The sequence below is a fragment of the Kutzneria sp. CA-103260 genome, assembly GCF_018263855.1.
Lineage (GTDB): Bacteria > Actinomycetota > Actinomycetes > Mycobacteriales > Pseudonocardiaceae > Kutzneria.
Genome location: NZ_CP073318.1, coordinates 8,334,013 through 8,359,758, shown reverse-complemented (window position 1 = coordinate 8,359,758; position 25,746 = coordinate 8,334,013). Strand labels below are relative to the sequence as shown.

General features: G+C 71.2%; 21 protein-coding genes. 12 read left to right on the top strand and 9 right to left on the bottom strand.

Annotation, left to right across the window (positions count from 1 at the left end; all coding sequences use genetic code 11):
* Nucleotides 1-49: 49 nt before the first annotated feature.
* Entirely contained in the window at nt 50-637 is a 588-nt protein-coding gene (locus JJ691_RS36745; RefSeq protein ID WP_211764128.1) for a TetR/AcrR family transcriptional regulator C-terminal domain-containing protein, read from the bottom strand.
* A gap of 56 nt (nt 638-693) precedes the next feature.
* Here JJ691_RS36745 and JJ691_RS36740 point away from each other — a divergent pair, with 56 nt between their 5' ends.
* The 3 genes from JJ691_RS36740 to JJ691_RS36730 all read left to right on the top strand — a co-directional run bounded on the left by JJ691_RS36740 (nt 694) and on the right by JJ691_RS36730 (nt 8,056).
* Nucleotides 694-2,115 carry an FAD-dependent monooxygenase gene (locus JJ691_RS36740; RefSeq protein ID WP_211764127.1) on the top strand — a complete coding sequence of 474 codons (1,422 nt, stop codon included), beginning with the start codon at nt 694-696 and terminating at the stop codon, nt 2,113-2,115.
* Between the two features lie 363 nt (nt 2,116-2,478).
* Nucleotides 2,479-5,052: an ATP-binding protein gene (locus JJ691_RS36735; RefSeq protein WP_211764126.1), complete on the top strand. Its 2,574-nt coding sequence runs from the start codon at nt 2,479-2,481 to the stop codon at nt 5,050-5,052.
* A 214-nt stretch (nt 5,053-5,266) separates the two neighbouring features.
* The gene (locus JJ691_RS36730; protein WP_249227250.1) at nt 5,267-8,056 is read left to right on the top strand and encodes an AfsR/SARP family transcriptional regulator; all 2,790 of its coding nucleotides are present in this window, start codon (nt 5,267-5,269) and stop codon (nt 8,054-8,056) included.
* A gap of 348 nt (nt 8,057-8,404) precedes the next feature.
* On the opposite strand, the gene JJ691_RS36725 is transcribed toward JJ691_RS36730, so the two are convergent.
* Entirely contained in the window at nt 8,405-9,169 is a 765-nt protein-coding gene (locus tag JJ691_RS36725; protein WP_249227249.1) for an SGNH/GDSL hydrolase family protein, read from the bottom strand.
* Between the two features lie 136 nt (nt 9,170-9,305).
* Here JJ691_RS36725 and JJ691_RS36720 point away from each other — a divergent pair, with 136 nt between their 5' ends.
* The 7 genes from JJ691_RS36720 to JJ691_RS36690 all read left to right on the top strand — a co-directional run bounded on the left by JJ691_RS36720 (nt 9,306) and on the right by JJ691_RS36690 (nt 14,689).
* Nucleotides 9,306-9,827, top strand: a complete 522-nt coding sequence (locus tag JJ691_RS36720) for a DUF3558 family protein (protein WP_211764124.1) — start codon at nt 9,306-9,308, stop codon at nt 9,825-9,827.
* Between the two features lie 59 nt (nt 9,828-9,886).
* Nucleotides 9,887-11,050 carry a hypothetical protein gene (locus JJ691_RS36715; RefSeq protein WP_211764123.1) on the top strand — a complete coding sequence of 388 codons (1,164 nt, stop codon included), beginning with the start codon at nt 9,887-9,889 and terminating at the stop codon, nt 11,048-11,050.
* Between the two features lie 98 nt (nt 11,051-11,148).
* Nucleotides 11,149-11,613 carry a hypothetical protein gene (locus JJ691_RS36710; protein WP_211764122.1) on the top strand — a complete coding sequence of 155 codons (465 nt, stop codon included), beginning with the start codon at nt 11,149-11,151 and terminating at the stop codon, nt 11,611-11,613.
* The gene (locus tag JJ691_RS36705) at nt 11,613-12,143 is read left to right on the top strand and encodes a DUF3558 family protein (protein WP_211764121.1); all 531 of its coding nucleotides are present in this window, start codon (nt 11,613-11,615) and stop codon (nt 12,141-12,143) included. Before JJ691_RS36710 ends, JJ691_RS36705 begins: the two co-directional genes overlap by 1 nt.
* A 76-nt stretch (nt 12,144-12,219) precedes the next feature.
* Nucleotides 12,220-13,410, top strand: a complete 1,191-nt coding sequence (locus JJ691_RS36700) for a WXG100 family type VII secretion target (RefSeq protein ID WP_211764120.1) — start codon at nt 12,220-12,222, stop codon at nt 13,408-13,410.
* The gene (locus JJ691_RS36695; protein WP_211764119.1) at nt 13,410-14,141 is read left to right on the top strand and encodes an ESX secretion-associated protein EspG; all 732 of its coding nucleotides are present in this window, start codon (nt 13,410-13,412) and stop codon (nt 14,139-14,141) included. The genes JJ691_RS36700 and JJ691_RS36695 overlap by 1 nt, the downstream gene beginning before the upstream one ends.
* Nucleotides 14,142-14,263: 122 nt before the next feature.
* Nucleotides 14,264-14,689 carry a hypothetical protein gene (locus JJ691_RS36690; RefSeq protein WP_211764118.1) on the top strand — a complete coding sequence of 142 codons (426 nt, stop codon included), beginning with the start codon at nt 14,264-14,266 and terminating at the stop codon, nt 14,687-14,689.
* Between the two features lie 191 nt (nt 14,690-14,880).
* Here JJ691_RS36690 and JJ691_RS36685 read toward each other — a convergent pair whose 3' ends face one another.
* The 6 genes from JJ691_RS36685 to JJ691_RS36660 are packed head-to-tail and all read right to left on the bottom strand — an operon-like array spanning nt 14,881 to nt 21,586.
* The gene (locus tag JJ691_RS36685; RefSeq protein ID WP_211764117.1) at nt 14,881-15,891 is read right to left on the bottom strand and encodes an N-acetylglucosamine kinase; all 1,011 of its coding nucleotides are present in this window, start codon (nt 15,889-15,891) and stop codon (nt 14,881-14,883) included.
* Nucleotides 15,876-17,141, bottom strand: a complete 1,266-nt coding sequence (locus JJ691_RS36680; RefSeq protein ID WP_211764116.1) for a 6-phospho-beta-glucosidase — start codon at nt 17,139-17,141, stop codon at nt 15,876-15,878. Before JJ691_RS36680 ends, JJ691_RS36685 begins: the two co-directional genes overlap by 16 nt.
* The gene (locus JJ691_RS36675) at nt 17,138-18,022 is read right to left on the bottom strand and encodes a carbohydrate ABC transporter permease (RefSeq protein WP_211764115.1); all 885 of its coding nucleotides are present in this window, start codon (nt 18,020-18,022) and stop codon (nt 17,138-17,140) included. The genes JJ691_RS36680 and JJ691_RS36675 overlap by 4 nt, the downstream gene beginning before the upstream one ends.
* Nucleotides 18,022-19,008, bottom strand: coding sequence for a carbohydrate ABC transporter permease (locus tag JJ691_RS36670; protein WP_211764114.1), 987 nt, complete (start codon nt 19,006-19,008; stop codon nt 18,022-18,024). Before JJ691_RS36670 ends, JJ691_RS36675 begins: the two co-directional genes overlap by 1 nt.
* A complete protein-coding gene (locus JJ691_RS36665; protein WP_211764113.1) occupies nt 19,008-20,354 on the bottom strand; it encodes an ABC transporter substrate-binding protein in 1,347 nt (448 codons plus the stop codon). The genes JJ691_RS36670 and JJ691_RS36665 overlap by 1 nt, the downstream gene beginning before the upstream one ends.
* Before the next feature lie 35 nt (nt 20,355-20,389).
* Nucleotides 20,390-21,586 (bottom strand): ROK family transcriptional regulator, encoded by a 1,197-nt coding sequence (locus JJ691_RS36660; protein WP_249227247.1) that lies wholly within the window; start codon nt 21,584-21,586, stop codon nt 20,390-20,392.
* 152 nt (nt 21,587-21,738) lie between these two features.
* Here JJ691_RS36660 and JJ691_RS36655 point away from each other — a divergent pair, with 152 nt between their 5' ends.
* Nucleotides 21,739-22,395 carry a DUF3159 domain-containing protein gene (locus JJ691_RS36655; RefSeq protein ID WP_211764112.1) on the top strand — a complete coding sequence of 219 codons (657 nt, stop codon included), beginning with the start codon at nt 21,739-21,741 and terminating at the stop codon, nt 22,393-22,395.
* A gap of 4 nt (nt 22,396-22,399) precedes the next feature.
* Nucleotides 22,400-24,610 carry a tetratricopeptide repeat protein gene (locus JJ691_RS36640; protein WP_249227246.1) on the top strand — a complete coding sequence of 737 codons (2,211 nt, stop codon included), beginning with the start codon at nt 22,400-22,402 and terminating at the stop codon, nt 24,608-24,610.
* 134 nt (nt 24,611-24,744) lie between these two features.
* On the opposite strand, the gene JJ691_RS36635 is transcribed toward JJ691_RS36640, so the two are convergent.
* Nucleotides 24,745-25,713, bottom strand: coding sequence for an N-acetylglucosamine kinase (locus tag JJ691_RS36635; protein ID WP_249227245.1), 969 nt, complete (start codon nt 25,711-25,713; stop codon nt 24,745-24,747).
* Nucleotides 25,714-25,746: the final 33 nt, after the last annotated feature.

The window sequence follows — 25,746 nt, the reverse complement described above, 5'->3', positions numbered from 1 at the left end:
CGCCACATTCGACTCCCAGCGCCACATGTGGACCACATGTGGCGGGAAATCAGGCAGTCAGGCGGGCCAGGCGGAGGCCGCTGAGCAGGAGCTCTAGGCCGTACTCGAAGGTCTCGGCGGTGTGGTGCCCGGTCCCGGCCGCGGTGAGCAGCGGAAACAGCACGGGGTCGGGGGTCTCCGAGCGAGGCCGCGACGACTGCTCGTCGGTCACGAAGCCGGACACGTAGCTGAGCAGGGAGATCAGGGCGCGCATGGCGTCCTGGGGGGTGAATCCGGCGGCGGTCAGCATGCGCAGGGACAGCTCCGCGAGCCGGTTGACGGCGGGGTCGGCGGAGCAGGATTCGGCCAGCACACGGGCCCCGTCGCGATGGGACAGCAGGGTCTGGCGGTAGGCGCGGGCGATGTCGCCGAGCTGGTCCATCCACGCGCCGTCGGGGGCCAGCCCGCCGATGCCGTCCCGGATCATGGCGGCGGCCATCTCGTCGATCAGGTCCTGGCGGTTGCGGACGTGCCAGTACAGCGCGGGCGCCTGAACGTGCAGCCGTTCGGCCACGCCCCGCAGGGTCATGGCGTCCAGGCCGACCTCGTCGAGCAGCTCGAGGGCGGCGCGGACGACGGTTTCCCGGCTGAGTTTCACGGTTGACAGCTTAACGGCGTTCTGTCGATGCTTAACGCCGTTAAAGAGGGGGACGCATGACTGACGTGATCATCATCGGCGCCGGGCCGACCGGCCTGATGCTGGCCGGCGAGCTGGGCCTGCGCGGCGTCGACGTCGAGGTGTACGAGAAGCTGCCGGCGCCGACGGGTCAGTCCCGGGCGCTGGGCCTGCACGTCCGCACGGTGGAGCTGCTGGACCAGCGCGGACTGCTGCCCCGGTTCGAGGGCACCGGCCGGCGCGGCCGGCTGGTGGGCCACTTCGCCGGCCTGTTCCCGCTGCGCTTCGACCGCCTCGACACCAGTCACCCGTACGCCCTGACCACGCCGCAGGCGGCCACCGAGCGGATCCTCGCCGAGTGGGTCCAGGAGCTGGGAGTGCCGGTCCACCGGGGCCGGGAACTGAAAAACCTCACCCAGAGCGGTGACGTCACCGCGGAGTTCGCCGACGGGACCACGGCCCGGGCCCGCTACCTGGTCGGATGCGACGGCGGCCGGAGCGCGGTGCGGAAGCTGGCGGGCATCGACTTCCCCGGCGAGCCGTCCCGGATGGACGCCTACCTCGCCGACGTGGAGGTGACCGAGCCGCCGCCGATCGGCTTCCGGATCACCGAATCCGGGCTGTTCGGCCACTATCCCGTCGACGACGACGTGCACCGGATCATCGTCAGCGCCGCGGACGTGTCAGAGGATCGTGACGTTTCACCTATGCTGCAAGAGATATCCCGCCGGGTCGGGGAGGTGACCGGCCGCGACTTCGGCCTGCACTCGCCGCGCTGGCTGTCCCGCTTCGGCACGCCCAGCCGGCTCGCGGCGTCCTATCGGGACGGTCGGGTGCTGCTGGCCGGCGACGCGGCGCACATCCACTCGCCGGCCGGCGGCCAGGGGCTGAACCTGGGTATCCAGGACGCCTTCAACCTCGGCTGGAAGCTGGCCGCCGAGGTGCAGGGCTGGGCCCCGGCGGGCCTGCTCGACAGCTACCACTCGGAGCGCCATCCGGTCGGCGCCGCGGTGCTGGCCAACACCAGGGCACAGGCGCTGCTGATGGATCCCGACCCCAAGATCGCGCCGCTGCGGGCGGTGCTGCGTGATTTGGGTGCATACGACCAGGTCAACGACCATCTCGCCGAGCAGGTGTCGGGGGTGGGCGTGCACTACGACGTGGGCGCGGGAAACCCTTTGCTGGGGCGGCGAATGCGGGACCTGGAGCTCGCCGGCACGACCCTGTATCAGCTGTTCGGAAGCGGGCGGGGGGTGCTGCTCGATCTTGGCGACGGATCGCTCGCCGAGGCGGCGCGGCCCTGGGCCGACCGGGTGCACGCGATCGTCACCCGAACCGATCAAGTGACGGAAACAGGTTTGCTGCTACGGCCGGACGGGCATGTCGTCTGGGTCGGGGAGGAGGCCGCCGGTGTCACAAGTGCGCTGCGAAACTGGTTCGGCGGCCCTGAACACCGGTGATGCTCCGATAGGGTGGGGTGGCTGTGACCGGTCACACGCGCTCTGTTACGGTTGCCGCGCAAACCGGGGAGCGGCCGGGTTTGCCAATTCCGTTGGCGCAAGGCCACTTCCGCTTCGCCAGACCTTGATCACCGGCAGGTCGGGACTCCCGCTCGGGGTGAGTTCCGAGCTGTTGGCGGCCAAACTGGCGCAGCGCGGTCCCGTCGTCCGCAATCGGGAGCGGACGGCGGGACCGCTTCGCAGCTCACCGCCTCGTCACCGGCCACGAATCGGGCAAAGATGTCCGGGCATTTCGACCGGAGGCCCGGCCGGCCCGCGACCCACTGCCGGCGATGGCGGTAGCTTGCCCGTCAGAACCACCTGATGGGGCGGGGGAAGCACGTGACCAGCGCGCATCCGGCGGTCCGCGGCGACGGTGTCCTGATCCGTCTGCTCGGCCGGCCCGAGATCCTCGGGGTTGATGGTCCACTGGCCGTCGACTCGACCGAGGCGTGCACGCTGCTGACCAGAATCGCCTTGCACCCCAACGAGATCGTGCTGACCGAGCACACCGAGGCGGCCGACGAGCTGCGCGTGCTGCTGGACAAGGCCGATCCGGGCGGCGACACCGAGCTGATCACCGAGCGCTTCGGCTACCGGCTGCGCATCAACCCCGAGCGCATCGACGTGCACGACCCGACGGCCATCTCCGCCGCCGATCTGGCGCTGCTGCCCGACACGCTGCGGCGGGACCTGGTCGGCCGGCAGATGACCGAGCTGCACCGGCAGGGCCGCCGGGCCGAGGCGCTCGCCGTGTACGAGCGGATCCAGGCCGGCCGCCGTGACCTGCCGCTGGACCCGGTGCTGCGCGCCCTGTACGACCGCATCCTCTACGACGACCCGTCGCTGCTGCCGCCGGAGCCCTCCAGTGTGGAGATCGCCGGCGTGGTGGCCCCGGCGCAGCTGCCGCCGGCCCCGACCGGCTTCACCGGCCGGCACGAGGAGCTGTCCAGCTTGGACCGCCTGCTCCAGGCCGACACGTCCACGCTGGGTGTGGTCGTTGGCGCCGCCGGCACCGGCAAGACGGCGCTGGCCGTGACCTGGGCCGGTCAGGTGACCAGGGAGTTCCCCGACGGGCAGCTGTTCGTCTGCCTGCGCGGCTACGACCAGAACCGTCCGCCGGCCGAGCCGGCGGACGTGTTGCGGCGGTTCCTGATCGCGCTGGGCGTCGCGCCCCAGGCGGTGCCGGTGGACCTGGCCGAGCGGGCCGCGCTGTACCGGTCGCTGCTGGCCGGCCGGCGGATGCTGGTGCTGCTGGACGACGCCCGTGACTCCGAGCAGGTCCGGCCGCTGCTGCCCGGCGGCCGCGGCCCGCTGACTGTGGTGACCAGCCGTCGTCGGCTGGATGGACTGGTCGCGCGGGACGGCGCCGCGTACGTGCCGGTGGGCACGCTGCCCGGCCCGCAGGCGGTGCGGCTGCTCGACGAGGTGTCGGACATCCCGTGGTCGCAGCGCGATCCGGTGAACGCCTCACGAATTGCAAACCTTTGTGGTCATCTTCCGCTGGCCCTGCGCATCGTCGGGGCCCGGCTGGCGATGGCCCCGACCGGGGCACTGGCCCGGCTGGCCGACGAGCTGGCCGACGAGCGGCATCGGCTGCAGGTCCTGGACATCGAGGACGCCGACGACGACATGCAGGTCAGCGTGCGGCGGGCGTTCGACGTCTCCTACCGCACGCTGCCCCCGGAGTACGCCTCGGTGTTCCGGCTGCTCGGCTTCTTCCCCGGTGCCAACTTCGGGCCGCACCTGCTGGCCGCCATGTCCGGCAGCCCGGTCAGCGCCGCCCGCGCCGCGCTGCGGGCGCTGAGCGCGGCCCACCTGGTCACCGAGACCAGCCAGGACTGGTTCACCATGCACGACCTCGTCCGCCTGCACGCCCGCGAGGTCGCCTTCGCCGAGCTGACCCAGGCCGAGGCGTTCACCATCGGGGCCCGGGTGCTGGAGTACTACTGCGTGGTCTCCGACCGGGCGCGCCGCCTGATCCGCCCGCCGGCCGACTCGCTCAGCCCCTCGCTGTGCTCGATCGTGGCCACGCCCCGGCTGGAGACCCGGGCCCACGCGCTGGCCTGGTTCGAACGCGAGCGGGGCAACCTGATCTCGGTGCTGCGCAACGCCCACCAGGCCTGTTTCCACACCCGGGTCTGGCAGTTGGCCCGGTTGCAGCTGGACTTCCTGGCCACGCACTGCCCGTGGGAGGACTGGCGGACCGGCCACGAGCTGGGGCTGGCCGCGGCCAAGGCGGCCGGTGACCGTAACGGCCAGGCCCTCATGCACCACGGCCTCGGCCTGCTCTACGGGCGGCTCGGCGAGCACGAGCGGGCCCTGGCCGAGCACGAGGCGTGCCGCCGGCTGGCCGAGGGCGACGGCGACCTGCCGGTGGTGGCCCTGGGCTCGGCCTTCGCGGCGTCGGCGCTGTTCCACGTGGGCCGGCATGACGAGGCGGTGGCGCTGTCCCGCCAGTCGCTCGCGCTGTACCGGCTGCTCGGCGACCGCTACCGGCAGGCCCAGCCGCTGAGCACGCTGGGCGAGCTGGCCAGGCTCAGCGGCGACTACGAGGCCTCGTTGGCCTACAACCAGCAGGCGCTGCGCATCTACCAGCACTACGACGACCAGGAGCGGCAGGCCTGGGTGCGGGTGCACCTGGGTGAGACCAACCGCGCCGCCGGCTGGCTGGACCACGCCGAGGCCTGCTTCACCGAGGCCGTGCGGCTGTCCCGGGTCAGCGGCACGGCGCTGCGTGAGGGCTACGCGGTGCGCGGCCTCGGCGACGTCTACCTGGACCGCGGCGACAAGCTGGCGGCCCGCGCGGTGTGGGAGGAAGCGCTGCGCTCGTTCGGCCACATCGGCACGCCGTGGGTGGCCAGTGTGCGGGCGCGGCTGGCGAAGTTGCTCGGCTGAGGGAACTTGCGGGCCCGGTCGCGCGTCTGTGGTGGAATAACACGATAGGTCTAACCAGCGGGCAAATCGCTACGCTGAGTAGCGATTTACTAGACCGTTCCGGGGAGACGTCTCACGAATGGTTATCAGGTTCCCGTAAGTTGGACGCATCGCTCGCCTCAGGGAGCTGCCCCCGATGATGCTGCCGTCCACGACCGTCGAGCGAGCAGGTGCCATGCTCGAGTTCGGTGTGCTCGGCCCGGTACAGCTGCTGGTCGACGGGCGCCCCGCGGCGCTCGGCGGATCCGGCGTGCGCAGCCTGCTCGCGCTGTTGGTGCTCGACGCGAATCAGGTCGTCCCTTTTGACCGAATTGTCGATGCATTGTGGGGCGACGACCCGCCCGAGACCGCACGCACCATCGTGCACGGTTATGTCTCCAAACTCCGGCGCATTCTGGCCAAGGCCGGCGGCAACGCGTCCATCCGCACCCAGCCGCCCGGCTATGTGCTCCAGGTGCAGCCCGAGCTGGTCGACCTGCACCGGGCCAAGCAGATGATCGGCGAGGCCAGCGGCCAGCCCGCCGCCGAGCGGGCCGCCCTGCTCGGCCGGGCCCTCGACCTGTGGCGGGGCCCGCTGCTGGCCGGCGCCCAGCTGCAGACCGGCCAGCCCGACATCGACGAGCTGCGGCTGGCCGCGGTCGAGGAGCGCATCGCCGCCGACCTGGAGCTGGGCCGGCACGCCGAGGTGATCGGCGAGCTGCGCCGGCTCGTCGACGACCACCCCTTCCGGGAGCGGCTGCTCAGCCTGCTGATGCTGGCCCAGTACCGGTCCGCGCGGCGCATCGACGCCCTGGTCTCGTACCGGCGCTTCCACCGCTACGCCACCGAGGAGCTGGGCATCGATCCCGGCCCCGAGCTGCGGCAGCTGCACGAGCAGGTGCTGCGCGACGACCCGGCGCTGCGGCTGCCGGTGCCGGCGGCGCCCAAGAACCGGCAGGTCTACGGCCCGGTCATCCCGGCCCAGCTGCCCGCCGCCACCAGCGCGTTCGCCGGCCGGGACGTGGAGCTGGCCTGGCTGGACGGCCTCCAGCACAGCGGCGGCGTGGAGGGTGCGATCACCGTCGCCGGCGTGGTCGGCCCGGCCGGCATCGGCAAGACCGCACTGGCCCTGACCTGGGCCCACCGCAACGCCGCCGGATTCCCCGACGGCCAGCTGTTCGCCGCGCTGCGGGGTTTCGACGCCGGCCACGAGCCGACCTCGCCGGCCGAAGTGCTGACCCAGTTCCTGCTGGCCCTGGGCGTGCCGGCCGAGGCCATCCCGCTGGACCTCAACGAGCGCGCTGGGCTCTACCGGTCGCTGCTGGCCGAGCGTCGGGTGCTGGTGCTGCTGGACGACGCCCGCGACTCCGAGCAGGTCCGGCCGCTGCTGCCAGCCGGCTCCGGCTCGCTGGTGGTGGTCACCAGCCGTCGCCGGCTGGACGGCCTGGTCGCTCGCGGCGGCGCGCGGCTGCTCGCGATGACCACGCTGTCCAGCGAGGCGTCGGTGCGGCTGCTGGACTTCTCCACCGGGCACCAGCGCCGCAGCGCCGAGATCGACTCGCTGCGCCGGCTGGCCGCGCTGTGTGGACACCTGCCGCTGGCGCTGCGCATCGCCGCTGCCCGGCTGGCCGCCAGTCCACAGTGGACCGTTGAGGACCTGGTGGCCGAGCTGGCCGACGAGCAGTACCGGCTGCGCGCCCTCGACCTGGAGGACGCCGACACCAGCGTGCGCGGCGCGTTTGACGTCTCCTATCGGACGCTGCACCCCGACCTGGCCGAGACCTTCCGCGCGATCGGCGTGCACGAGGGCACCTCGGTGACCCCGCACGTGATCGCCGCGCTGACCGGGGCCGACCTGGTGACCGCCCGGCGCCGGCTGCGCGAGCTGGCCAGCGCGCACCTGCTCACCGAGACCCGGGCCGACCGTTACACGCTGCACGACCTGATCCGGCTGCACGCCCGCGAGGTCGCCGGCGCGGAGCTGACCGACCGGCAGCGGGCCCGCGCCGCCGAGAAGTTGTTGGACTACTACCTCCTTGTCGCCGACCGGGCGCACCGGCTGGTCCGCCCGCCCCGAGACGCCCACGAGCCGACGGTCTCCGGTGAGATCGCCGACACGCCGATGCTGGCCTCAGCCGAACAGGCGCTGCGCTGGTTCGACGCGGAGTGGCCGAACCTGGTGGCCGCCGTGCGGCTGGGCGCGGCGTTGGGACTGCACAGACACACCTGGCAGCTCGCGCTGTGCCTGCGCACCTATGTGTACCTCAGGGGTCTGACATCCGACTGGGCCATGCTGTTCGAGCTGGGTCTGCGCGGCGCGCGGGCCAGCCGCGACCGGGACGGTGAGTCGCGCATGCTGAGGGGCCTGGGCAACGCCGCCGAGCTGGTCGGCGAGTTCGAGCTGGCGCTGGGGCGCTACCAGCAGGCCCACCGGATCGCCGTCGAGCTGGACGACCCGGCGCTGGTGGCCATCGCCGGCGACAACCTCGGCGGCATCCTGGCCGAGCTGCGCCGGTTCGACGAGGCCGAGACCTACCTGCGCACCTCGCTGGACCTCTACCGGCGGATCGGCGACGGCCAGGGTGAGGCCATCGCGCTGAACAACCTCGGCGTGCTGGCCCAGGACCGCGGCCAGGACGAGCCGGCGTTCGACTTCTACCGGCGGGCGCTGGCACTGCACGAGTCCGGCGGCAACCACGAGGACGGCGCCCGCTCGCTGGCCAACCTGTGCTGGGTGAGCCGGCAGCTGGGCCGCTACGACGAGGCCGAGGGCTACGCCCGCGACGGCCTGCGACTGGCCCAGACCTACGGCATGGCCTACGTCGAGGCGATGCTGCACCACCAGCTCGGCGAGTTGCACCTGGAGCAGGGCCGGGGCCAGGCCGCCCGGCTCGAACTCAACCTCGCGCTCACGGTCTACCGCCGGATGCGCTCGCCCTACGCCGACGCCGTCGAGGGTCTGCTGGCCGGTTTAGCCGACGTTTAGTGCCCGCGCTGCGGAATGTGAAAGCGTGAATGCAGACACCGCTCGATGCCGACGGCATCGAGCGGCTGTGCGCGGGTGACGCGAAGGGACCAAGAGGGGGTCTGGTCACCCGGGGTGGTTCAGCCGATGTTCGGGGAGAGCGTCGGCCGGACCCGTTGTGTGGTTCCTACCTGCGCCTGGGGGTCAGGTAGGAACCACACAGACTCTGGGCGACGTGTGCCCGCGGAAAGCGCGGGCCACGTCGTCCGTCATTTGTTCTGGGGGGCGACCCCCAGACCCCCGAGGCCGGGCTTCGCCCGGCAGGGTCCACCGCCTCGCAGATTCGACCGCCGGCGGATCGGATTCCGCTCAGAGCTCGCTGAGCTCCGGCCGCTTCGCCGTGAGGCCGTCGCCCGAGGTCACGCCACGCAGCCGCCGGCCGATCCACGGCACGAAGAACTCCTTGGCCCAGCGCAGGTCCGCACGTCGTTGGGCCATCGGAGCCAGCGGCGGCGCCGGCGGCCACGGCTCGTCCCACGAACCAGCCTCGATGCCGAGCCGGTCGGCCACCAGCAGGGCCAGCCGGCGATGCCCTTCGGGTGAGGGGTGCAGCCGGTCGGCGGCCCAGGCCCGGGAGTCGCGCAACATCTCCAGCGGCCACAGGTCGACCACGGTGGCGCCGTGGCGGTCGGCGATGGCCCGCAGGTGCCCGTTGTAGGTGGCGATCTTGCCGCGCAGCCGGCCCAGCACCGGCGTGCCCTTGGTGTCCATCCCGGTGAAGATCACCACATGGCTGCCGGCCGCGGTCAGCTGGGTGACGGCCTCCTCGAACAGCCGGGCCACCCCGTCCGGGTCGCTGCCGGGCCGGATGATGTCGTTGGTGCCGGCGCACAGCGACACCAGGTCCGCCTTCATGGCCGCGGCCACCGGCACCTGGTCGGCCAGGATCTCCCGCATCTTGCGACTGCGCACGGCCAGGTTGGCGTAGCGGAACTCCGGCGCGTCCGCGGCCAGCAGCTCGGCCAGCCGATCGGCCCAGCCCCGGTAGGCCTGGCCGTCCGGGCCCAGGTCCTCCAACCCCTCGGTGAAGCTGTCGCCGACGGCCACGAACGTGGTGAAGCGATGGTGCTGCACTGCCTTCCCTCCTCCACAACCCCCACAAAAAAGGTTGGACAGGCCAACCAACTGAAGAGGATGCACCGCTGACCTCGACCTACGCCACCGTCGGTTACGCCTCCGTAGGTGATCGACGACGGCTAGGGTCTGCGCCATGTCCCCACGTGCGGCCCTGCTGGTCGGCGGCCTGTTCCTGCTCGCGGCCTGCTCATCCGGTGCGAACACGCCCGCCTCGTCGGGAACTCCCGGCGTGGCCGGGATCTCATCGAACCGGCCGGCGTCGCTGGACGGCGTCGACCCGTGCGGGCTGATCGACCAGTCGGGTCGCGGCGCGCTCGGCATCACCACAGATGCACACAATGGGGTGAATGTGTCGGCGTCCAGCTCGTGCGGCTGGCTGCTCGGCGACGACTACTACCTGTCCATCAGCCTGTTCACCCAGGTCGGCCTCGGTGACCTGGCCCTTCCGCCTGGTGTGACGGTCACCTCGGTGCACGGGCGGGCCGGCAAAAAGGTCATCAAGACCGACGCGCCGGGCTGCTCGCTGTACCTCGCCGCCACCGCCCACTCCAGCGTCCAGATCGACGTCGACCAGGGCAAAGACGCCGAGACGGCGTGCTACGACGCACTCAAGGCGGCCTTCGTGGCCGACGGGAGGCTGCCGGCCACACCGTGATCGCCAGGGGCTACCGTCTGCGCCGTCCCTGTCGCTCTCGGTGTTCCCTGGAGTCCCTGATGCAGCGCTTCGGGTGGCTGATGGCCGCCGCGGCCGCCGCCGTTGTTCTGGTGCTCGTCGCCGTGGTCGCCGGCGGCAGCGACGCCGCCCCGCAGTCCCAGCCCGGGGACCTGCCGCCGGTCGGCCACCCGGTCGTGGTGCAGGAGCCGGGCGGCGGGGAGCCGCTGAACTACGGCGACACCGCCGCCTATGACGCGTGCGCCCTGCTGTCCACGCGCACCCTCGGCGACCTGGGCGTGCGCATCGACCCCGGCTCCTCGTTCATCGACAGCCACCTCGACGGCAACGTGCCGGCCGAGGCCGCCGTGCCGCAGGGCGGCCTGGACTCGATCAGCAACTGCCGGTACACGCTGCTCGGCGGCGACGAGCTCAACGTCACCGTGCAGCAGACCCCGTTCGCCACCTCGGACAAGGTGGACCAGACCCGGTCCTGGCCGACCCAGAACAACGCCATCGTGCTGCACGACCGCGGGCTGGAGGTGTCGTCCTACCGGGACGGTTCCGGCTGGACCACCGTGATCGGCCGGCCCCGGCTGGCCGTGGCCATCACCTTCGAGCTGCGCAAGCCGCTGTACGGCGACCGCGACCAGCACCAGTTCGTGCTCGACGTGACCAGGTCGGTGGTCGACGCCGTGGTCGCCGGGCCGTCCGGGCCCGCCGTGTACCGGCACACCGCGCCGTTCGACGGCGTGAAGAGCCCGTGCGCGCTGCTCGCCTCGGACGCCTTCCAGCTGGCCTATCCGGGCGGGCCCTCGTCGCTGGTGCTGGAGTACAACGACGCCGGCTTCGCCAGCGTGCCGCAGAGCGACGGGGAGACCGGGCTGCGCACCGCCGCCAGCTGCGTGCGGTCCAACGTGGTGCCCGACGGCGCGCTCGGTCCGCAGTACCGGGACATCCGGCTCGACATGACGGTGTGGGACAAACCACAGTGGACTGCCCAGGAGAGCCGGTCGCTGTGCGGCCCGTCGACCGTGACTCTGGGCGTGACTCTTGGTGACGGACCGGCCTGCCTTACCGATACAGGGCCGTCGACCTGGAACCTGACGTTCCGCACCGGCCGATCGGTGATCACCCTTTCCACCGGCGGGGCCGCCGCCGGCGACCGCGAAACGGTCAAACGCCTGCTCACCCCGGTGGCCAAGGCGGTGCTCGCCCGGCTCTGATGATTTTTTCCCGCGAGGGAACCTTGGTGAACCTTTCTGCGTCCGAGTGGCCGATTCGCTAGCATCAGGATCCGTCAGCACTCAGGGTGGGGAGAGGCATGTCGACGCCAGGGGCACAGCAGCCGATGGACCCAGCGGCCCAGCGGACGTTTGATTACGCGCAGCAGGTGAACGCGCAGAACGGCAACAGCGGCTGGTTCGGCGGCCTCTTCGCGTTGATGGACGGCATGTCCGGCGCGGCCCAGACGGGCCAGTTCGCCGTCGACGAGAACACCGCCAAGGTCATCAACGACAAGCTGACCGAGATCAAGCAGATCACGGCTCAGGCGCGGGCCAGGTTCCAGAACTCGTCGCAGATGCCGATCGGCGGCGGATACGCGCAGCAGATCGCCCAGCGCAACATGGCGATCCAGTCCGGCGGCCCGGATTCCGCCAACGGCCAGTTGCTGGCGTTCGCCAACAATCTGGACGCGCTCATCGAAGCGATCAATTCCAGTGTCAAGGGCTACCAGGGCTCTGACAAGGATGCCCACGGTGGCGTGAATCGGGCGGGGAACTACTAGTGCGTCGTCCTGTTCTACTCACGGTAGTCACGGCCGGCGTAGCGCTGGCTGCGGCCGGCTGTGGCGGGTCTGCGGCCGGAACTGCTGTGCCCACGGCCGGCGGTGCCTCGTCCGCGAGCCCGACCACAGCCGCCGCGCCGCAACTCGACGTGTGCGCCGTGCTGCCACAGGACCTGCTGTCGTCGATGGGACTGGCCAACCCACCCCAGAAGCTCGCGGGGAACAACTGTGAATGGTCCGGTCCCAACGCGGATGTGGTGTCCACCAGCATCGCCCAGTACGCGCTGGGCAAGCGCCCGGACCCGAGCGGCGCCAATCCGACCAGCTCGCCGCTCACCATCGGCGGTCACAAGGCATTGCTGCTCAAGTCCGACGCCGCGGCCACGTGTGATGTCGACATCGCACTGGCCTCCGACATCACGTTCAGCGTGCTGGTGACGGCACAGGATGCCAAGACCTATCCGGCTGCCTGCGACCACGCCAAGGCGCTGGCCACCGCCGCTGAGCCGAAGCTTCCGCTGGTCTCATGAGTTCTTTCGAAACAGGGGGTATGCAGCGATGACGGGACACCCCGCGGTTCCCCATCCGAATCAGAACTACCCGGGCATGTCGCACGATCAGCTCAAGACGCTGGTGACGCAGGACGTGGAGCCGGGCACCGCCTACAAGGCCGGCGACGAGTGGCAGGGCCTGGCTGACCAGATGCGCGACGCCGCGATCACGCTGGACGCGGCGATCAACGGGTCGCAGTCGCACTGGGAGGGTGCGGCGGCCGACCTCGCGCGGGCGCATCTGGCCAAGGTGCGTGACTGGAGTGCCGACACCGCGCAGTACTTCAACGCGACCGGCACGGCCATGCACGACCAGGTGGACGCGGCGGCCAAGGCCAAGGCGGACATGCCGGATCCGATCGAGTACAACCCGGGCAAGATGCTGGCGCAGGCGGCGACCAACCCGATCTCGCTGATCGCGCTGCCGGCCGAGATGTACCTGACCCACGAGGCGTCCAACGACGCCAAGAACAAGGCCGTGCAGGTGATCCAGGCCCGCGACGCCTCGATGCAGTCGGCGTCGTCCTCGATCCCGGCGTTCACGCCGCCGCCGGACCTCAGCGGCGGCAGCACGGCCAACACGCAGCTGGCCAGCGCGGGCCCGGTGGGCGCGGGCGGCGGCGTCGCGGCGTACCACGGCACGTCGGGCGGCGGTAGCTACGGCGGCTCGGGCTACAACCCGGCGACTGGCGGTGGCGGTTACCACGCGGCGCAGCCCGGCGGCCCGGTCCCCGGCGGCTACAACCCGAACCAGGTCGGTGGCCCCGGCGGCGGCCCGACCCGGCTGGCCGGCTACGACCCGGGCCCCGGTGGCCCCGGCTTCAACGGCCCCAACTACGGCAACACCCCCGGCGCGGGCGGCCCGAACAGCCCGTACGGTCCGGGCGGCGCCCCGGCGATCGGCCTGGCCGGCGGTGCCGGTGGCGGCGAGGGTGGCGGCGGCTACCGCGGTGGCGCGGGCGGCCCGGGCAGCACCTCGTCGGCGTCGGCCAAGCCCGGCATGGGCTCCTCGACCGGCACGGGTGCGGCCGGCGAGGGCGGCTCGGGCGCGCGCGGCGGCATGGGCGCGCAGGGCAGCGTCGGCCAGTCCGGCATGGGCGCCGGCGGGGCCGGCCGCGGCGGCAAGAAGGAAGAGGACAAGGAGCACAAGCGGCCGACGTTCCTGGTCGAGACCGACGACGTGTTCGGCGACGGCCAGATGGTCGCCCCCACCGTCATCGGTGAGAATCCGAGCGGCGGGTACTGATGCCGCCGATCGCGATCCTCCCGCTGGCCGCGTTCGACATCGTGTGGGAGGACCTGCGAATCGGGTCCGTGCCCTATCCGTTCGACGTGCCCAGCCACGGGGCGACCCTGGACGAGCGCGCGGGGATTCGCACGGCCGTGTACGAGGACCTGGAGCGGGGCGGGCTGGCGCGCGGTCGCCAGCTCGACCCGGGCCTGGAGGACGCGCTGCGGCTGCTCGCGCGGCCGCACGTCCAGCTGGACACCATCTCCACGCTGGACGCGCAGCGCGGGCCCATGGTCTACGCCGCCTCCGTGGCCATCGGCCAGCGGGCACTGCTGGCCGTGCAGCAGGGCGGCACGATGCGGCTGGAGTACATCCGGGACACCGCCCTGGCGGCGTCGCTGGTGGCGCTCCTGCCGCCGCACCGGCCCGGTCCCGGGCAACAGGTGTCGGTGCCGGCCGCGGAGCTCGCACAGCCCAACCGACACAGCCCCGAGTACCAGCCGCTGACCACCATGCTCGGCGAGCCGGTGCTGCGGCTGGGCCAGTTCTCCGGGGCCATGTTCGACGAGCGCGGCGACGCCCGGCGGATGCCCGGGCTGACCTGGTTCGACACCGAGGCCGGGCGGTACCTGGGCGTGTCCGGACGGGGCCGGGACGGCGAGGACTGGGCCACCGTGTCGCCGGCCGACGCCAGTGGTCTGATCCACCGGCTCGGCGACATGATCAGGATGGCCAGCCGGCGTTGAGGGTTACCCCCCGAAAGGCGGACATTCTTGACACGAACGGGTGAGTAACTGCTCCATCTGGTAGCGCACGTGGTGTGCTCCCCGATGGTCCGACCGAGCCTGGTCGATGGAGGAGTTTCCCCGTGCGTCTGTCGTTGCGATCGGCGGTGTCCGCCAGTGCGGCCATTGCCGCCGTGATCGGAATCGTTGTCGGAGTGCAGCTCGCGTCCGCCGCGGACGGCCAGGCCCCGGTCAAGACCATCGACCGGGGCGGTCAGCCGTTGCTGACCAACGGGCCGCTCGGCGGCGACGACATGCCCATGGACGGCGACGGCTTCCCGGTCACCGTCGTCGCCTCCACGGTGACGGTCAACGGCACCCCGACCGTGAAGACGATCACCGTGAGCAAGCCGCCCACGTCCAGCACCAAGGCGGACGTGGTCGGCGCGACGGTCACCACCACCACGGTCACCACGACCACCACCACGCCGCCGACCACCACGACCACGACGACGGTCCCGGTCACCACAACCACGACCGACCCCATCAACATCCCGACCGGCCGCTAGGTATGGGTGTCTCCAAGACCCACAAACCCAGCCAGGCGGGTCGCTGACGACAACAAACCCCGGCCGCCGCGGCCGGGGTTTGTTGTCGTCAGTGGTGCGTGCGGCAGAGGTTTGCAGGTCTTGGAGACATGCAACGTTGGAACCGCGGACAGGGGCCGCCGCCGCCTTCAAGCCCCTGCCCACGGGGTCTGTCAGCCCGCGACCAACCGCTCTTCGGGGGCGTAGTGGGCGCGCAGCCGCTCCTCGACCTCGGCGCTGGCACCGATGGCGTCCAGGCCGAGCAGGGCGGCGCCGGCCACCGGGGGCAGGTCGACCAGGTGCACGTCGGCCAGCGGCGCGACGTCGTGGCAGCGGCGGGTGATCTCGTCGAGCATGGCGTCGCCGGAGTTGGTCAGCACCCCACCGCCGAGCACGATGTCGACCTGCTCGCCGAGCAGGTCGAGCCGGCGCAGGGACACCGTGGCCAGCACGACGATCTCCTCGATCAGCCGTTCCACCACCGAGGCCGCCACCTCGTCACCGTCGGCGGCGACCCGGAACAGCAGCGGGCAGAGCTCGTGCACGACGTCGCCGTTGATCTCCTCGAAGTGCAGCCCGGCCACGACCTCGCTGATGCTGGTCACGCCGAAGTGGGCGAGGATCGCCGGCAGCAGCGCGGTCTGGGGACCACGGCCGTCGTCGGCGCGCACGGCGTGCCACAGGGCGTCGCCGCCGATCTGCGAGCCGCCGCCCCAGTCGCCCGAGATCCGGCCAAGGGCCGGAAACCGGTGCACCCGACCGTCACGGGCGACGCCGACGCAGTTGATGCCGGCCCCGCACACCACCGCCACCCCGACACCGTCGGAGGTGCCGGAGCGCAGCAGCGCGAACGTGTCGTTGCCGACCATGGTGGTGTCCGACCACCCGAGCAGACCGAACTCCCGCTGGAGGATCTCCTCCTCCCGCGGCAGGTCGGCGCCGGCCAGGTAGGCCGCCGTGTGCCGGGCGAACGGCTTGTTCGTCGCCAGCCCGGCCTTGCTCGCCGCCTCGTTCACCATGCGGTTGAACGATTCGAGGCTGGGGCGCAGACCGATGTTCTGCGGCGACGCCCCGGGCCCGCGCACGTGCGCGAGCACCGATCCGCCGTCGTCGATGAGGATCACGTCGGTCTTGCTGTTCCCGCCGTCGATGGCGAGCACGGCGGCCTTCACGCCTTGGCCCATGGCAGTAGGTCCTTGTTCTCCGCGACCAGCTCGTCGGCGAGCTTCTCGGCGATCGAGTACTGGCCGATCAACGGGTGGGCGAGCAGTGCGTCGGCGACCCGGTCGCGGCCGCCGTGGACGGCCGCCTCCAGCGCCAGGTACTCGTACCCGGTCACGTGCGAGATCAGCCCGGCGAACCCGGGCTCGACCGGCTTGACCGGCAGCGGGGTCGCGCCATTTCCGTCCACAATGGACGGAACCTCGATGACCGCGTCGTCCGGCAGGAACGGCAGCGTGCCGTTGTTGCGCACGTTGACCACGTGCTCCTCGCCGGGGGCGCCGCTGGTCAGCGAGTGCACCAGCTGGACGGCGGCCTCCGAGTAGTAGGCGCCGCCGCGCTGGGACAGCGCCTCCGGCTTGGTCACCACCTTGGGGTCCTGGTAGACCTTCAGCAGCTCGTTCTCGACCTCGATCACGACGTCGGCCCGCGGCCGCTCGTGCTTCTGCTTGGCCACCACCTCGTCGTGCTCGTAGAAGTACTTCAGGTAGTACGAGGGCACGACGCCGAGCCGGCGGATCAGCGGCGCCGGAATGCCGATGTGGCCGGCGAGTTCCTCGGAATGCTCCTCGATCAGCTTCGGCAACACGTTCTCGCCGTTGACGATCAGCCCGCGCTCCCACGTCAGGTGGTTCAGGCCTACGTGCTCCAGTTTGACCTCGTTCGGTTGCAGGCCAAGCAGTTGCGAGGTCCAGCGCTGGAACGTGATGGCCACGTTGCACAGCCCGACCGCCCGGTGCCCGGCCTCCAGCAGCGCCCGGGTGACGATGCCGACCGGGTTGGTGAAGTTGACGATCCAGGTGTCGTCACCGGCGATCTTGCGCACCCGCTCGGCGATGTCCAGCACCACCGGCACCGTGCGCAGCGCCTTGGCCAGCCCGCCGGCTCCGGTCGTCTCCTGGCCGACGCAGTCGCAGACCAGTGGGAACGTCTCGTCGGAGCGGCGCGCGGTCTGCCCGCCGACCCTCAGTTGCAGCAGTACGGCGGACGCACCGTCGACACCCTCCTCGAGAACGCTGGTGGTGCGAACCTTGGCCGGGTGCCCGGCGTGGTCGAGCAGGCGCTGGCTGAACGGGCCGACCACCGCCAGCCGCTCCGCGTCCGGGTCGACGAGCACGATCTCGTCCACGTCCAGACTGGTGCGGCGGCCGGCGATACCGTCGATCAGCTCCGGGGTGTAGGTGGAACCGCCCCCAACAACAGTGAGTTTCACCCTTTGACTCCCGTGAAAGTGATCCCCTTGACGAAGGACTTCTGTGCGAACAGGAAAAGCACGATCACCGGCACCAGGACGAGAACGGTCGCGGCCATCGTCAGGTTCCACTGCACCTGGTGCATGCCCCGGAAGGACGCCAGCGCGACGGAGAGCGTCCAGCTGTCCTGCTTCTCGCCCACGTACAGCAGTGGTCCGAAGTAGTCGTTCCAGGTGTAGAGGAAGGTGAACAGGCCGGCGGCGGCCAGCCCCGGCCGGGTCATCGGCACCAGCACCCGGTACAGCATCTGAAACTCGTTGCAGCCGTCCATCCGGGCCGCGTCGAAGTAGTCCTGCGGCACCGTCACGAAGAACTGGCGCAGCAGGAAGATGCTGAAGGCGTCGCCGAGGAAGTACGGCACCACCAGCGGCCACAGCGTGCCGGTCAGGTGCAGGTTCGCCCACATGCTGTAGATCGGCACGGCCACCACCTGCGGCGGCAGCATCATCGCGGCGATCACCAGCATGAAGATGAAGTTGCTGCCACGGAAGCGAAGCCGGGCCAGCGCGTAGGCGGCCGGAATGCTGGACAACAGCATGCCGACGGTGGCCAGCACCGAGTACAGCAGGCTGTTGCCGAAGTACTCCAGCATCGGCGCCTTCTCGAACACCGTGAGGAAGTTCTCCGGGTGCCACGAGCGCGGCCACAGGTCCGAGGTCAGCGCCTGCTGGTCGGACATGAACGCGGTCAGCAGCACGAACACGATCGGCAGCGCGAAGCCGATGCCCAGGGCCAGCGCCACGGCGTGCACGGCGACCCAGCTGAGAACGTCCCTCGGGTGTCGCTTCTTGCGCGGCGGCGCCGAACGGGTCGGCGCCGCGGTCGCGGTCAGGGTCGCCATCAGGATGCCTCCGCCTTGCCGGCGCGCAGCTGCCGGATCAGGATCGCGGTGAACGCGAACGAGACGATGAACAGCAGCACGGCCATCGCCGAGGCGTAACCCATGTGGTACGAGCGGAATCCCTCGTTGTACATCCACACCGGGAAGGTCAGCGTGCTGTTGTCCGGGTAGCCGATGAGCTTGGAGTTGCCCACCGCGTCGGCCGAGCCGGAGGCCACCGAGCCGGCCACCACCGCCTGGGTGAAGTACTGCAGCGCGAAGATGATCGAGTTGACCACGCCGAACAGCAGCACCGGGGCGATCGAGGGCAGCGTGATCCGGCGGAACCGGACCCACGGGCCGGCCCCGTCCAGCTGGGCCGCCTCGTAGAGATCGGCTGGCACGTCCAGCATCGCGGCCAGGATGATGATCATCAGCTCGCCGGAGCCCCACAGCGTGAGCAGGGTCAGCGACGGCTTGGACAGGTTGGGGTCGTTGAACCAGAGCGGTCCGTTGATGCCCAGCCAGCCCAGGATCGTGTTCACCGGGCCGGTGCCCGGGTTGAACAGGAAGACGAAGGTCAGCGTGGCGGCCACCGGCGGGGCCAGCGACGGCAGGTAGCACAGCGCCCGCAGGAAGCCGGAACCGTTGCGCACCTTGGTCAGGATCTGGGCGACGCCCATCGCGAACAGCAGCCGGCCGATGGTCAGCACGACCACCAGCCACAGCGTGTTGTACGCGGCGGCCTTCACCAGCGGGTCGCTGGTGAACATGAACACGTAGTTGCGGAGTCCGACGAAGTCGGCGGTGTTCAGCCCGTCGTAGTTGGTGAACGAGAAGTACACCGTCGCCAGCAGCGGGTACACGAAGAACAGCACCATGCCGGCGGCCCACGGCGCCAGGAACAGCAGCACCCACTTCAGATGGCGGCTGCGCCGCCGCGCCCGCCCCGGGGTGGGGGCGGACGGGGCGGCCGCGTCGGCCGAGCCGAGCAGAGTCGCTGTCATCAGTTGCCGCCGAGCGCCTTGGCGTCGTCGATCGTCTTGTCCGCCTGGGCGAACGCGGCGTGCAGGTCCTTGACCTGACCGCTCTGCCAGGACGAGCCCAGGTCCTCGACGGTCTTCAGGTACGCGCCGCCGTTGGGGCTGGCCGGGTTGTTGGCCAGGTTCGGGTTGTCGAACACCTTGAGGAAGGTGTTGAACTGCGGCGGCAGCTTCAGGTCGGGGCTGTGCAGCGCGGTCTTGGTGGTCGGCACGTTGCCCAGGCCGTTGGCCAGCTGCACCAACGCGTTGGTGTCGAAGGACAGGTACTTCAGCAGCTCCCAGGAGGCGCCGGCGTTCTTGACGCCCTTGGGGATGCCGATGATCGTGCCGGTCACGTAGCCGCCGCCGTACAGGTCGGACTTGTCGTCGGCCACCGGGGACGGCGCGGTGTCGTAGTTGATGTTCGGCGCGTCCGACTTGAGGAAGGCGGTGCGGTACTCACCGTCGTACATCATCGCGACCTGGCCCTTGTTGAAGGCGTGGTCGGGCGAGTACTCCTGGCCCAGGCCGGCGGTGAACTTCTGCAGCTTGTCCCAGCCGTAGAAGTCGACCAGCTGCTTCTGGAAGTTGAACATCGCGGTCCAGGCCGGGTCGGTGGCCAGGTCCGACTTCCCGTTGCTGTCCAGCCACTTGGCGCCGAACTGCGGGGCCCACACCTGCGGGTGGTTGGCGTAGAAGCCGAACTGCGGGATGAAGCCGGCGACCTTGATCGACCCGTCCGGGTTGAACTCGGTCAGCTTCTTGGTGTCCTCCAGCAGCTCGCTCATCGTCTTGGGCGGCGCGGTGATGCCCTTGGCGGCGAACAGGTCCTTGTTGTAGTACAGGCCGTAGTCGTCGGCCAGCATCGGCAGCGCGCACCGGGTGCCGTTGAACTCGGTGTAGTCCTGCACCGCCTTGGGGATCTGGGTCAGATCCACCTTGTCCCGGTCGATGTAGGGCTTGAGGTCCTGCCAGGCCCCCGACGAGCAGAACTGCCCGATGTTGTCGGTGGAGAAGGAGATCGCCACGTCCGGCGGGTTGCCGCCGCGGATGGACTGGGTGATCTTGTCGTCGTCCTGGCTGCCCTGGCTGTTGATCGTGATGTTGGGGTGGGCGGCGTGGAAGCCGTCCAGCACCTTGTTCAGGATGCCCAACTCACGGTCGGCGAAGTTGCTGTAGACGGTGAGCGTGACCTTCTGGTCCGCGCCCGGTGCGGCCTGGGCGCCGCTGGAACCGCCGCCGCCGGCGGTGCACGCCGAGAGCAGCAGGACTAATGCTCCGACCGAACAGGTGGCTGCTCGGGACAGGGCAGCGCGTCTGGGGGTGCGCATGGGCCCTCCAAGGACAGGGAGTTTCATCGGCGGATTTATCGAGCGGTGTGCAGCGGCGGCAGCATGTCGTTGGCCGGTAGGCCGAAGACCTCATCCCTGACCACGGCCAGGGCGGAGTGCATGGCCCCGGCGCGAACGGCGTGGCCGGCGACCAACGCGAGTTCGACCGGGGTTCGGGGGATGACCAGGCGGCGCAGCTCGGTGGCGACCAGTTCGCACAGCACGGTGCCACCGGCCTGCGCGACTTCACCGGACAGCAGCACCAGTTCCGGGTCGACGACGCTGACCACGTTGGCCACGCCGACGGCGATGCGCCGGGCCAGGTCGGTGAGGAACTCGCGGCCGGCGGTGCCCTGGGACAGCGCCTTGGTGACCGCGCCCAGCGCGTGGCGGGCGGCGATGCCGTGCGAGCGGGCCAGCTTGGTCACCGAGGCGTTGGACAGCAGGTCGCCGTAGCGGGTGCCGGCGCGGTCGATGCCGGTGTCCTGCCGCGACAGGTCGGGCACCCGCATCCAGTCGATCTCGCCGGCGCCGCCGGTGGCGCCGCGCAGCAGCACCCGGTTGATCACGACCGCGGAGCCGACCGCGTCCACCGGCCAGACGAGCACGAAGTCGCGCACGTCCACGGCGCGGCCGGTGATCATCTCCTCCAGGGCGACCAGGTTGACGTCGTTCTCCACGGTGACCGAGGTGCCCAGCAGCTCGTGCAGCCGGCCGACCACGTCGAAGCCCTCCCAGCCGGGCAGGTGCGGCGCGAAGCCGAGCTGCCCGGTGGCCGGGTCGACCGCGCCGGGGCTGCCCACCACCACGTGGTGCAGGTCGCTGACCTGGAGATTGGCGTCGCTGGCGGCCTTGGACATGGCCTCGGCGAACACGGTCAGCACGTCGCTGCCCTTGGGCATCAGGGCGTGGTGCTCGGTCAGTGTGGCGCCGGAGATGTCGGCGACGGCCACGTCCACCGAGTCGGGCGTGAGGTCGACCGCGGCGACGTGCGCGAGCCCGCCGTTGACGGCCCACAACTGGGCCCGCGGGCCCCGGCCGCCGCCGCGCAGACCGTCCCGGCGCACGATGTCCTGTGCCTCCAGGCGGGTCAGCAGCTGGGCGGTGGCCGGCTTGGACAGGCCGATGATGCCCTCCAGCTCGGACCGGGTGAGCGGCCCGTTGCGCAGCAGCGCGTCGATCGCGGCGCGGTCGTTGATCTCGCGCAGCAGTCTCGGGCTTCCGGCTCGCACTGGGAACTCCTGTCTGTTAACTTTCCAGACGATTTCCGTGCCACGGTAGTGACCGCGCTCACCCAGGTCAATGGGTCGTTCACCGCGTATTCAGGTTGTAACGGTGTGTGTAACTTACCCATTAGGTTTGCCTAACCTGGCAGGCTGGTGGGGTGATCGAGCGGGAAGAGACCTTCGCGCAGCTGCTCGGCGGGCGCGGCGCGGCCCTGGACGCGACGCTGCCGTCCATCGCCTTCGTGGCCGGTTGGCTGCTGACGAATCACTCGGTCGGCTGGGGGGCGCTGATCGCCGTCGGCGTGGCCGTGGCGGTCGGCGTGGTCCGGCTGATCCGGGGCGACAAGATCCGCGCGGTGCTGGTCGGCGCGTTCGTGGTGTCGGTGGCCGCGCTGGTGGCCATGTACACCGGCCGGGCCATCGACTTCTTCCTGGTCCAGTTGCTCAGCAACGCGGCCAGCGGACTGGCCTTCGTGGTCAGCTGGGCGGTCCGGTGGCCGCTGCTGGGCGTGATCATCGGCGCGCTGCTGGGCCAGCGCACCCGCTGGCGGCAGGACCCGGACCTGTTACGCGCCTACGGCCGCGCCACCCTGGTCTACGCCCTCCAGTACGTGCTGCGGGTCCTGGTGTTCGGCTACCTGTGGTGGCAGGACGACGTGGTCGCCTCCGGCATCGCCCGGGTCGCGCTGTCCTGGCCGCTCTACGTGGTGATGCTCGCGCCGACCTGGTGGGCATTCCGGGCAGCGCTGCCCGCTGACCACCCGGGTTTACGACATCCGCGACGTAGACTGGTGCCCGATACCGACCCGGGGTAGGGGCATGGTGCGAGGCAGGACCGAGGGCGCTCTGTTCGGGCGCGAGCTGCGGCGGCTGCGCCAGCAGCGCGGCCTGTCCCTGCGCGACCTGTCCAAGCTCATCGGCTTCACTCCCGGCTACCTGAGCAAGGTCGAGAACGGTCGCCCGCCCTCGCCGGAACTGGCCCGCGCCTGCGACGACACCCTGGGCGGGGGCGGCGCGCTGGTCGCGCTGGCCAGCGCCGAGGCCGCGGTCCGGCCGGCCCAGCTGCCCGCCGGCATCCGGCGTTTCGTCGGCCGCGACGAGCAGCTGACCCTGTTGCACAGCGCCGGCGCGCAGGCCGTGATCGTCGACGGCCCGCCCGGCAGCGGCAAGACGACGTTGGCCCTGCGCTGGGCCCACCACGCCGTGGACCGCTTTCCCGACGGCCAGCTGTATGTGGACCTGCGCGGGCATTCCCGGCACGCCCAGCCGGTCGAGCCGCGGGTGGCGCTGGCCGAGTTCCTGATCGCCCTGGGCGTGCCGGCCTCCGGCGTGCCGGATGGGCTCGACCGCTGCGCGGCGCTGTTCCGTTCGGTCGTCGCGGACCGGAAGTTGCTGGTGGTGCTGGACAACGCCGCCGACGGCGACCAGGTGCGACCGCTGTTGCCGGCCGCCCCGGGCTGCGCGGTCATGATCACCAGTCGGGAACGGCTGTCCAGCGTGGCCGTGCAGACGAACGCGCTGCGCGTGACCCTCGGGCCGATGACGCCGGCCGACTCGGTGGCCCTGATCCGGCGGGTGATCGGCGACGAGCGGGCCGACGCCGAGCCGCGGGCTGTCACGGATCTGGCGGTGCGCTGCGGTTTCCTGCCGCTGGCGCTGCGGATCGCCGCCGAACGCGCGTTGGCCCAGCCGCACTACCTGATCCGCGACCTGGTCGATGAGCTGGACGCGGACGGCCGGCTGGAAGTGCTGTCCACCTTCGACTCCGTCGCGCTGCGCACCGTCTTCGAGTGGTCGTACCGGCGGCTGGACGAGCCGTGCGCACGGCTGTTCCGGCTGCTGGGCCTGCATCGCGGGCCGCACATCAGCACCGGCGCCGCCGCCGCGCTGGCCGACCTGCCGATGGCCACCGCCCGCTCGCTGCTGGATCGGCTGGCTGGGTCGCACCTCGCGCAGGCCGTCGGCCGTGACCGGTACCAGCTGCACGACCTGCTCCGTGAGTACGCCGCCGAGCTGGTGGCGGCCGAGGAACGCGGGCCGGCCGTGGCCCGCATGGTCACCTGGTACCAGGCCACCGCCTACGCCGCCGGGCTCGCGCTCGCCCCGTTCCGCGTCGAGGAGTTAGACCCCGATCCGCTGACGCCGCCGGTGATGGCCCTAGCCTTCGCCGACCACGACACCGCGCTAGGCTGGTGCGACGCCGAGCTGCCCAACTTCGTGCCGGTGGTCCAGCTCGGGCTGGAACATCGGGTGTGTGGGCCGACGTGGAAGTTCGCGGTCGCGCTGTGGAACTACTGGCTGCACCGCAAGCCGTGGACCGTCTGGGTGCGGACCCAGGAGCTCGCGCTGACCGCCGCCGAGCGCACCGGCGACCCCAACGCCGAGGGCTGCGTGTCGGTCAACCTGGCCGAGGCTTACCGGCGGATGGGCGACTTCGTCCAGTCCACCCAGCTGTACATGCGGGCCCTGCGGTTGCGGCAGCAGAGCAACGACCCGCTCGGTGAGGCCTGGTCGCTGGCCGGCGCCGCGTTCCTCGCCGTGGACAACGGCGACATGGCCCGCGCCGACGAGTTCGCCGCGCAGGCCCTGGCCCTGTTCCGGGAGTTCGACGACCAGGAGGGCGTCGGCCTGGCCCTGGTCACCATCGGCGACGTGCACCGCTCGCAGGGCCGCTTCGACGACGCCCTCAGCGCCATGGCCGGCTCCCTGGCCGTGCAGGAGAGCCTCGGCGCCCGTGAAGCCCAGTCCTGGGTGCTGATGAAGATGGCCGCCGTGCACGCCGACCGCGGCCACCCGGACATCGCTCTGCGCGAGCTGCACCAGGCCCTGGCCACCAGCCGCTCCGCCGGCGACCGCTGGGCCGAGGCCGAGGCCCTGTCCCGCATCGGCGACGTGCTGGCCGACCTCGGACGCCTGCCCGAGGCCCGCCAGTCCTGGGCCGCCGCCCAGGCCGTCTACGAGGACATCGGCGACCCCACCCACATCGAGGCCCTTCGCGCCCGCGCCAATCCAGAACCCCTCGGCGCCTAGCCCGCCACCCCCACCCCACCCCCTCCTTTTTCGCCACATGTGGTCCACATGTGGCGTTGGGGGGCGAATGTGGCGCACATGTGGCGTTCTGGGTGGGGGTGCTCAGGGGCCAAGTAGGAAGCGCATGTGGCGTCTCAGGTGCTGCCGAGGAGTTGGGGGCGCAGCGTCAAGGCGGCCGCGCCGAGGAGTTCCAGGGATGCGAGCCAGGCCGCACCGGCGGCGCCGTCGTTGGCCACCGAGACCGGGCCGCCACAGGCCTCGGCCAGCGCCGCGAGCAGGCGTTCGCCCAGCACACCGCCGGCCGTCGCGACGCTGCCGATCGCCACCACGGGGCTCCGCTCGCCGGCCGAGCGCGCGTCACGGGCGGTGCGCACCAGCCAGTCCACCGCCTCCTCGACGATCTCGCCGGCCGCCGGGTCGTGGGCCTCGGCGGCCGCGGCGACCAGCGGGGCCAGCCGGGCGAGGTTGATCGGCGGTTCGGCGTTGACGGCGGTGATCAGCCGTGACACCACCGACCGCCGCAGCACCGGATCACCGCTCACGTCCTGGATCGCCAGCGTGTTGGCCAGCACGGTGCGGGACAGCGCGCCCAGCGCCGCGCCGGTGGCCAAGGTGCGGAGCGTGGCTCGCACGGCCTGCCGCCCGAGCCAGAACGCCGAGCCCTCGTCGCCGAGCAGCCAGCCGAACCCGCCGGCGATCGCCACCTGACGCCGGTTCACGATGCGGGCCGCGGCCGAGCCGGTGCCGGCGACCAGGACCGTGCCGTCGGCCGACGCCGTGCCCGCCGCGAAGGCGGCCTCCGCGTCGGTGACGACACGAAGGCCGCATTTGAGCCCGGCCCCGTGCCACGCGGCGTCGAACAGCGCGGCCACCCGCTCGTCGGCCAGCTTGCTGGCCCCGGCCAGCCCCAGCACACCGGCCCGCACCCGGTCGGCCGGCACGCCGGCGGAGGCCAGCGCGGCGGCGATGGCCGCGCCCACCTGCTCGGCCGCGACCTCCGGCGGATGCGAGTTGGGATTGGCCCCGCCGGCCCGCCCGGTGCCCACCCGGGCCCCGCTCAGGTCGGCCACGAGGGCCCGGGTCGTGGTCCCCCCGGCGTCCACGCCAACCAGGTAACCCTCGGTATTCGCCACAGC

Excerpts from the sequence above, each read along its gene's own strand:
- JJ691_RS36740 (WP_211764127.1), top strand. The coding sequence starts at position 694 with ATGACTGACGTGATCATCATCGGCGCCGGGCCGACCGGCCTGATGCTG.
- JJ691_RS36735 (WP_211764126.1), top strand. The coding sequence starts at position 2,479 with ATGGGGCGGGGGAAGCACGTGACCAGCGCGCATCCGGCGGTCCGCGGC.
- JJ691_RS36730 (WP_249227250.1), top strand. The coding sequence starts at position 5,267 with ATGCTCGAGTTCGGTGTGCTCGGCCCGGTACAGCTGCTGGTCGACGGG.
- JJ691_RS36720 (WP_211764124.1), top strand. The coding sequence starts at position 9,306 with ATGTCCCCACGTGCGGCCCTGCTGGTCGGCGGCCTGTTCCTGCTCGCG.
- JJ691_RS36715 (WP_211764123.1), top strand. The coding sequence starts at position 9,887 with ATGCAGCGCTTCGGGTGGCTGATGGCCGCCGCGGCCGCCGCCGTTGTT.
- JJ691_RS36710 (WP_211764122.1), top strand. The coding sequence starts at position 11,149 with ATGTCGACGCCAGGGGCACAGCAGCCGATGGACCCAGCGGCCCAGCGG.
- JJ691_RS36700 (WP_211764120.1), top strand. The coding sequence starts at position 12,220 with ATGTCGCACGATCAGCTCAAGACGCTGGTGACGCAGGACGTGGAGCCG.
- JJ691_RS36695 (WP_211764119.1), top strand. The coding sequence starts at position 13,410 with ATGCCGCCGATCGCGATCCTCCCGCTGGCCGCGTTCGACATCGTGTGG.
- JJ691_RS36685 (WP_211764117.1), bottom strand. The coding sequence starts at position 15,891 with ATGGGCCAAGGCGTGAAGGCCGCCGTGCTCGCCATCGACGGCGGGAAC.
- JJ691_RS36675 (WP_211764115.1), bottom strand. The coding sequence starts at position 18,022 with ATGGCGACCCTGACCGCGACCGCGGCGCCGACCCGTTCGGCGCCGCCG.
- JJ691_RS36670 (WP_211764114.1), bottom strand. The coding sequence starts at position 19,008 with ATGACAGCGACTCTGCTCGGCTCGGCCGACGCGGCCGCCCCGTCCGCC.
- JJ691_RS36665 (WP_211764113.1), bottom strand. The coding sequence starts at position 20,354 with ATGCGCACCCCCAGACGCGCTGCCCTGTCCCGAGCAGCCACCTGTTCG.
- JJ691_RS36640 (WP_249227246.1), top strand. The coding sequence starts at position 22,400 with ATGGTGCGAGGCAGGACCGAGGGCGCTCTGTTCGGGCGCGAGCTGCGG.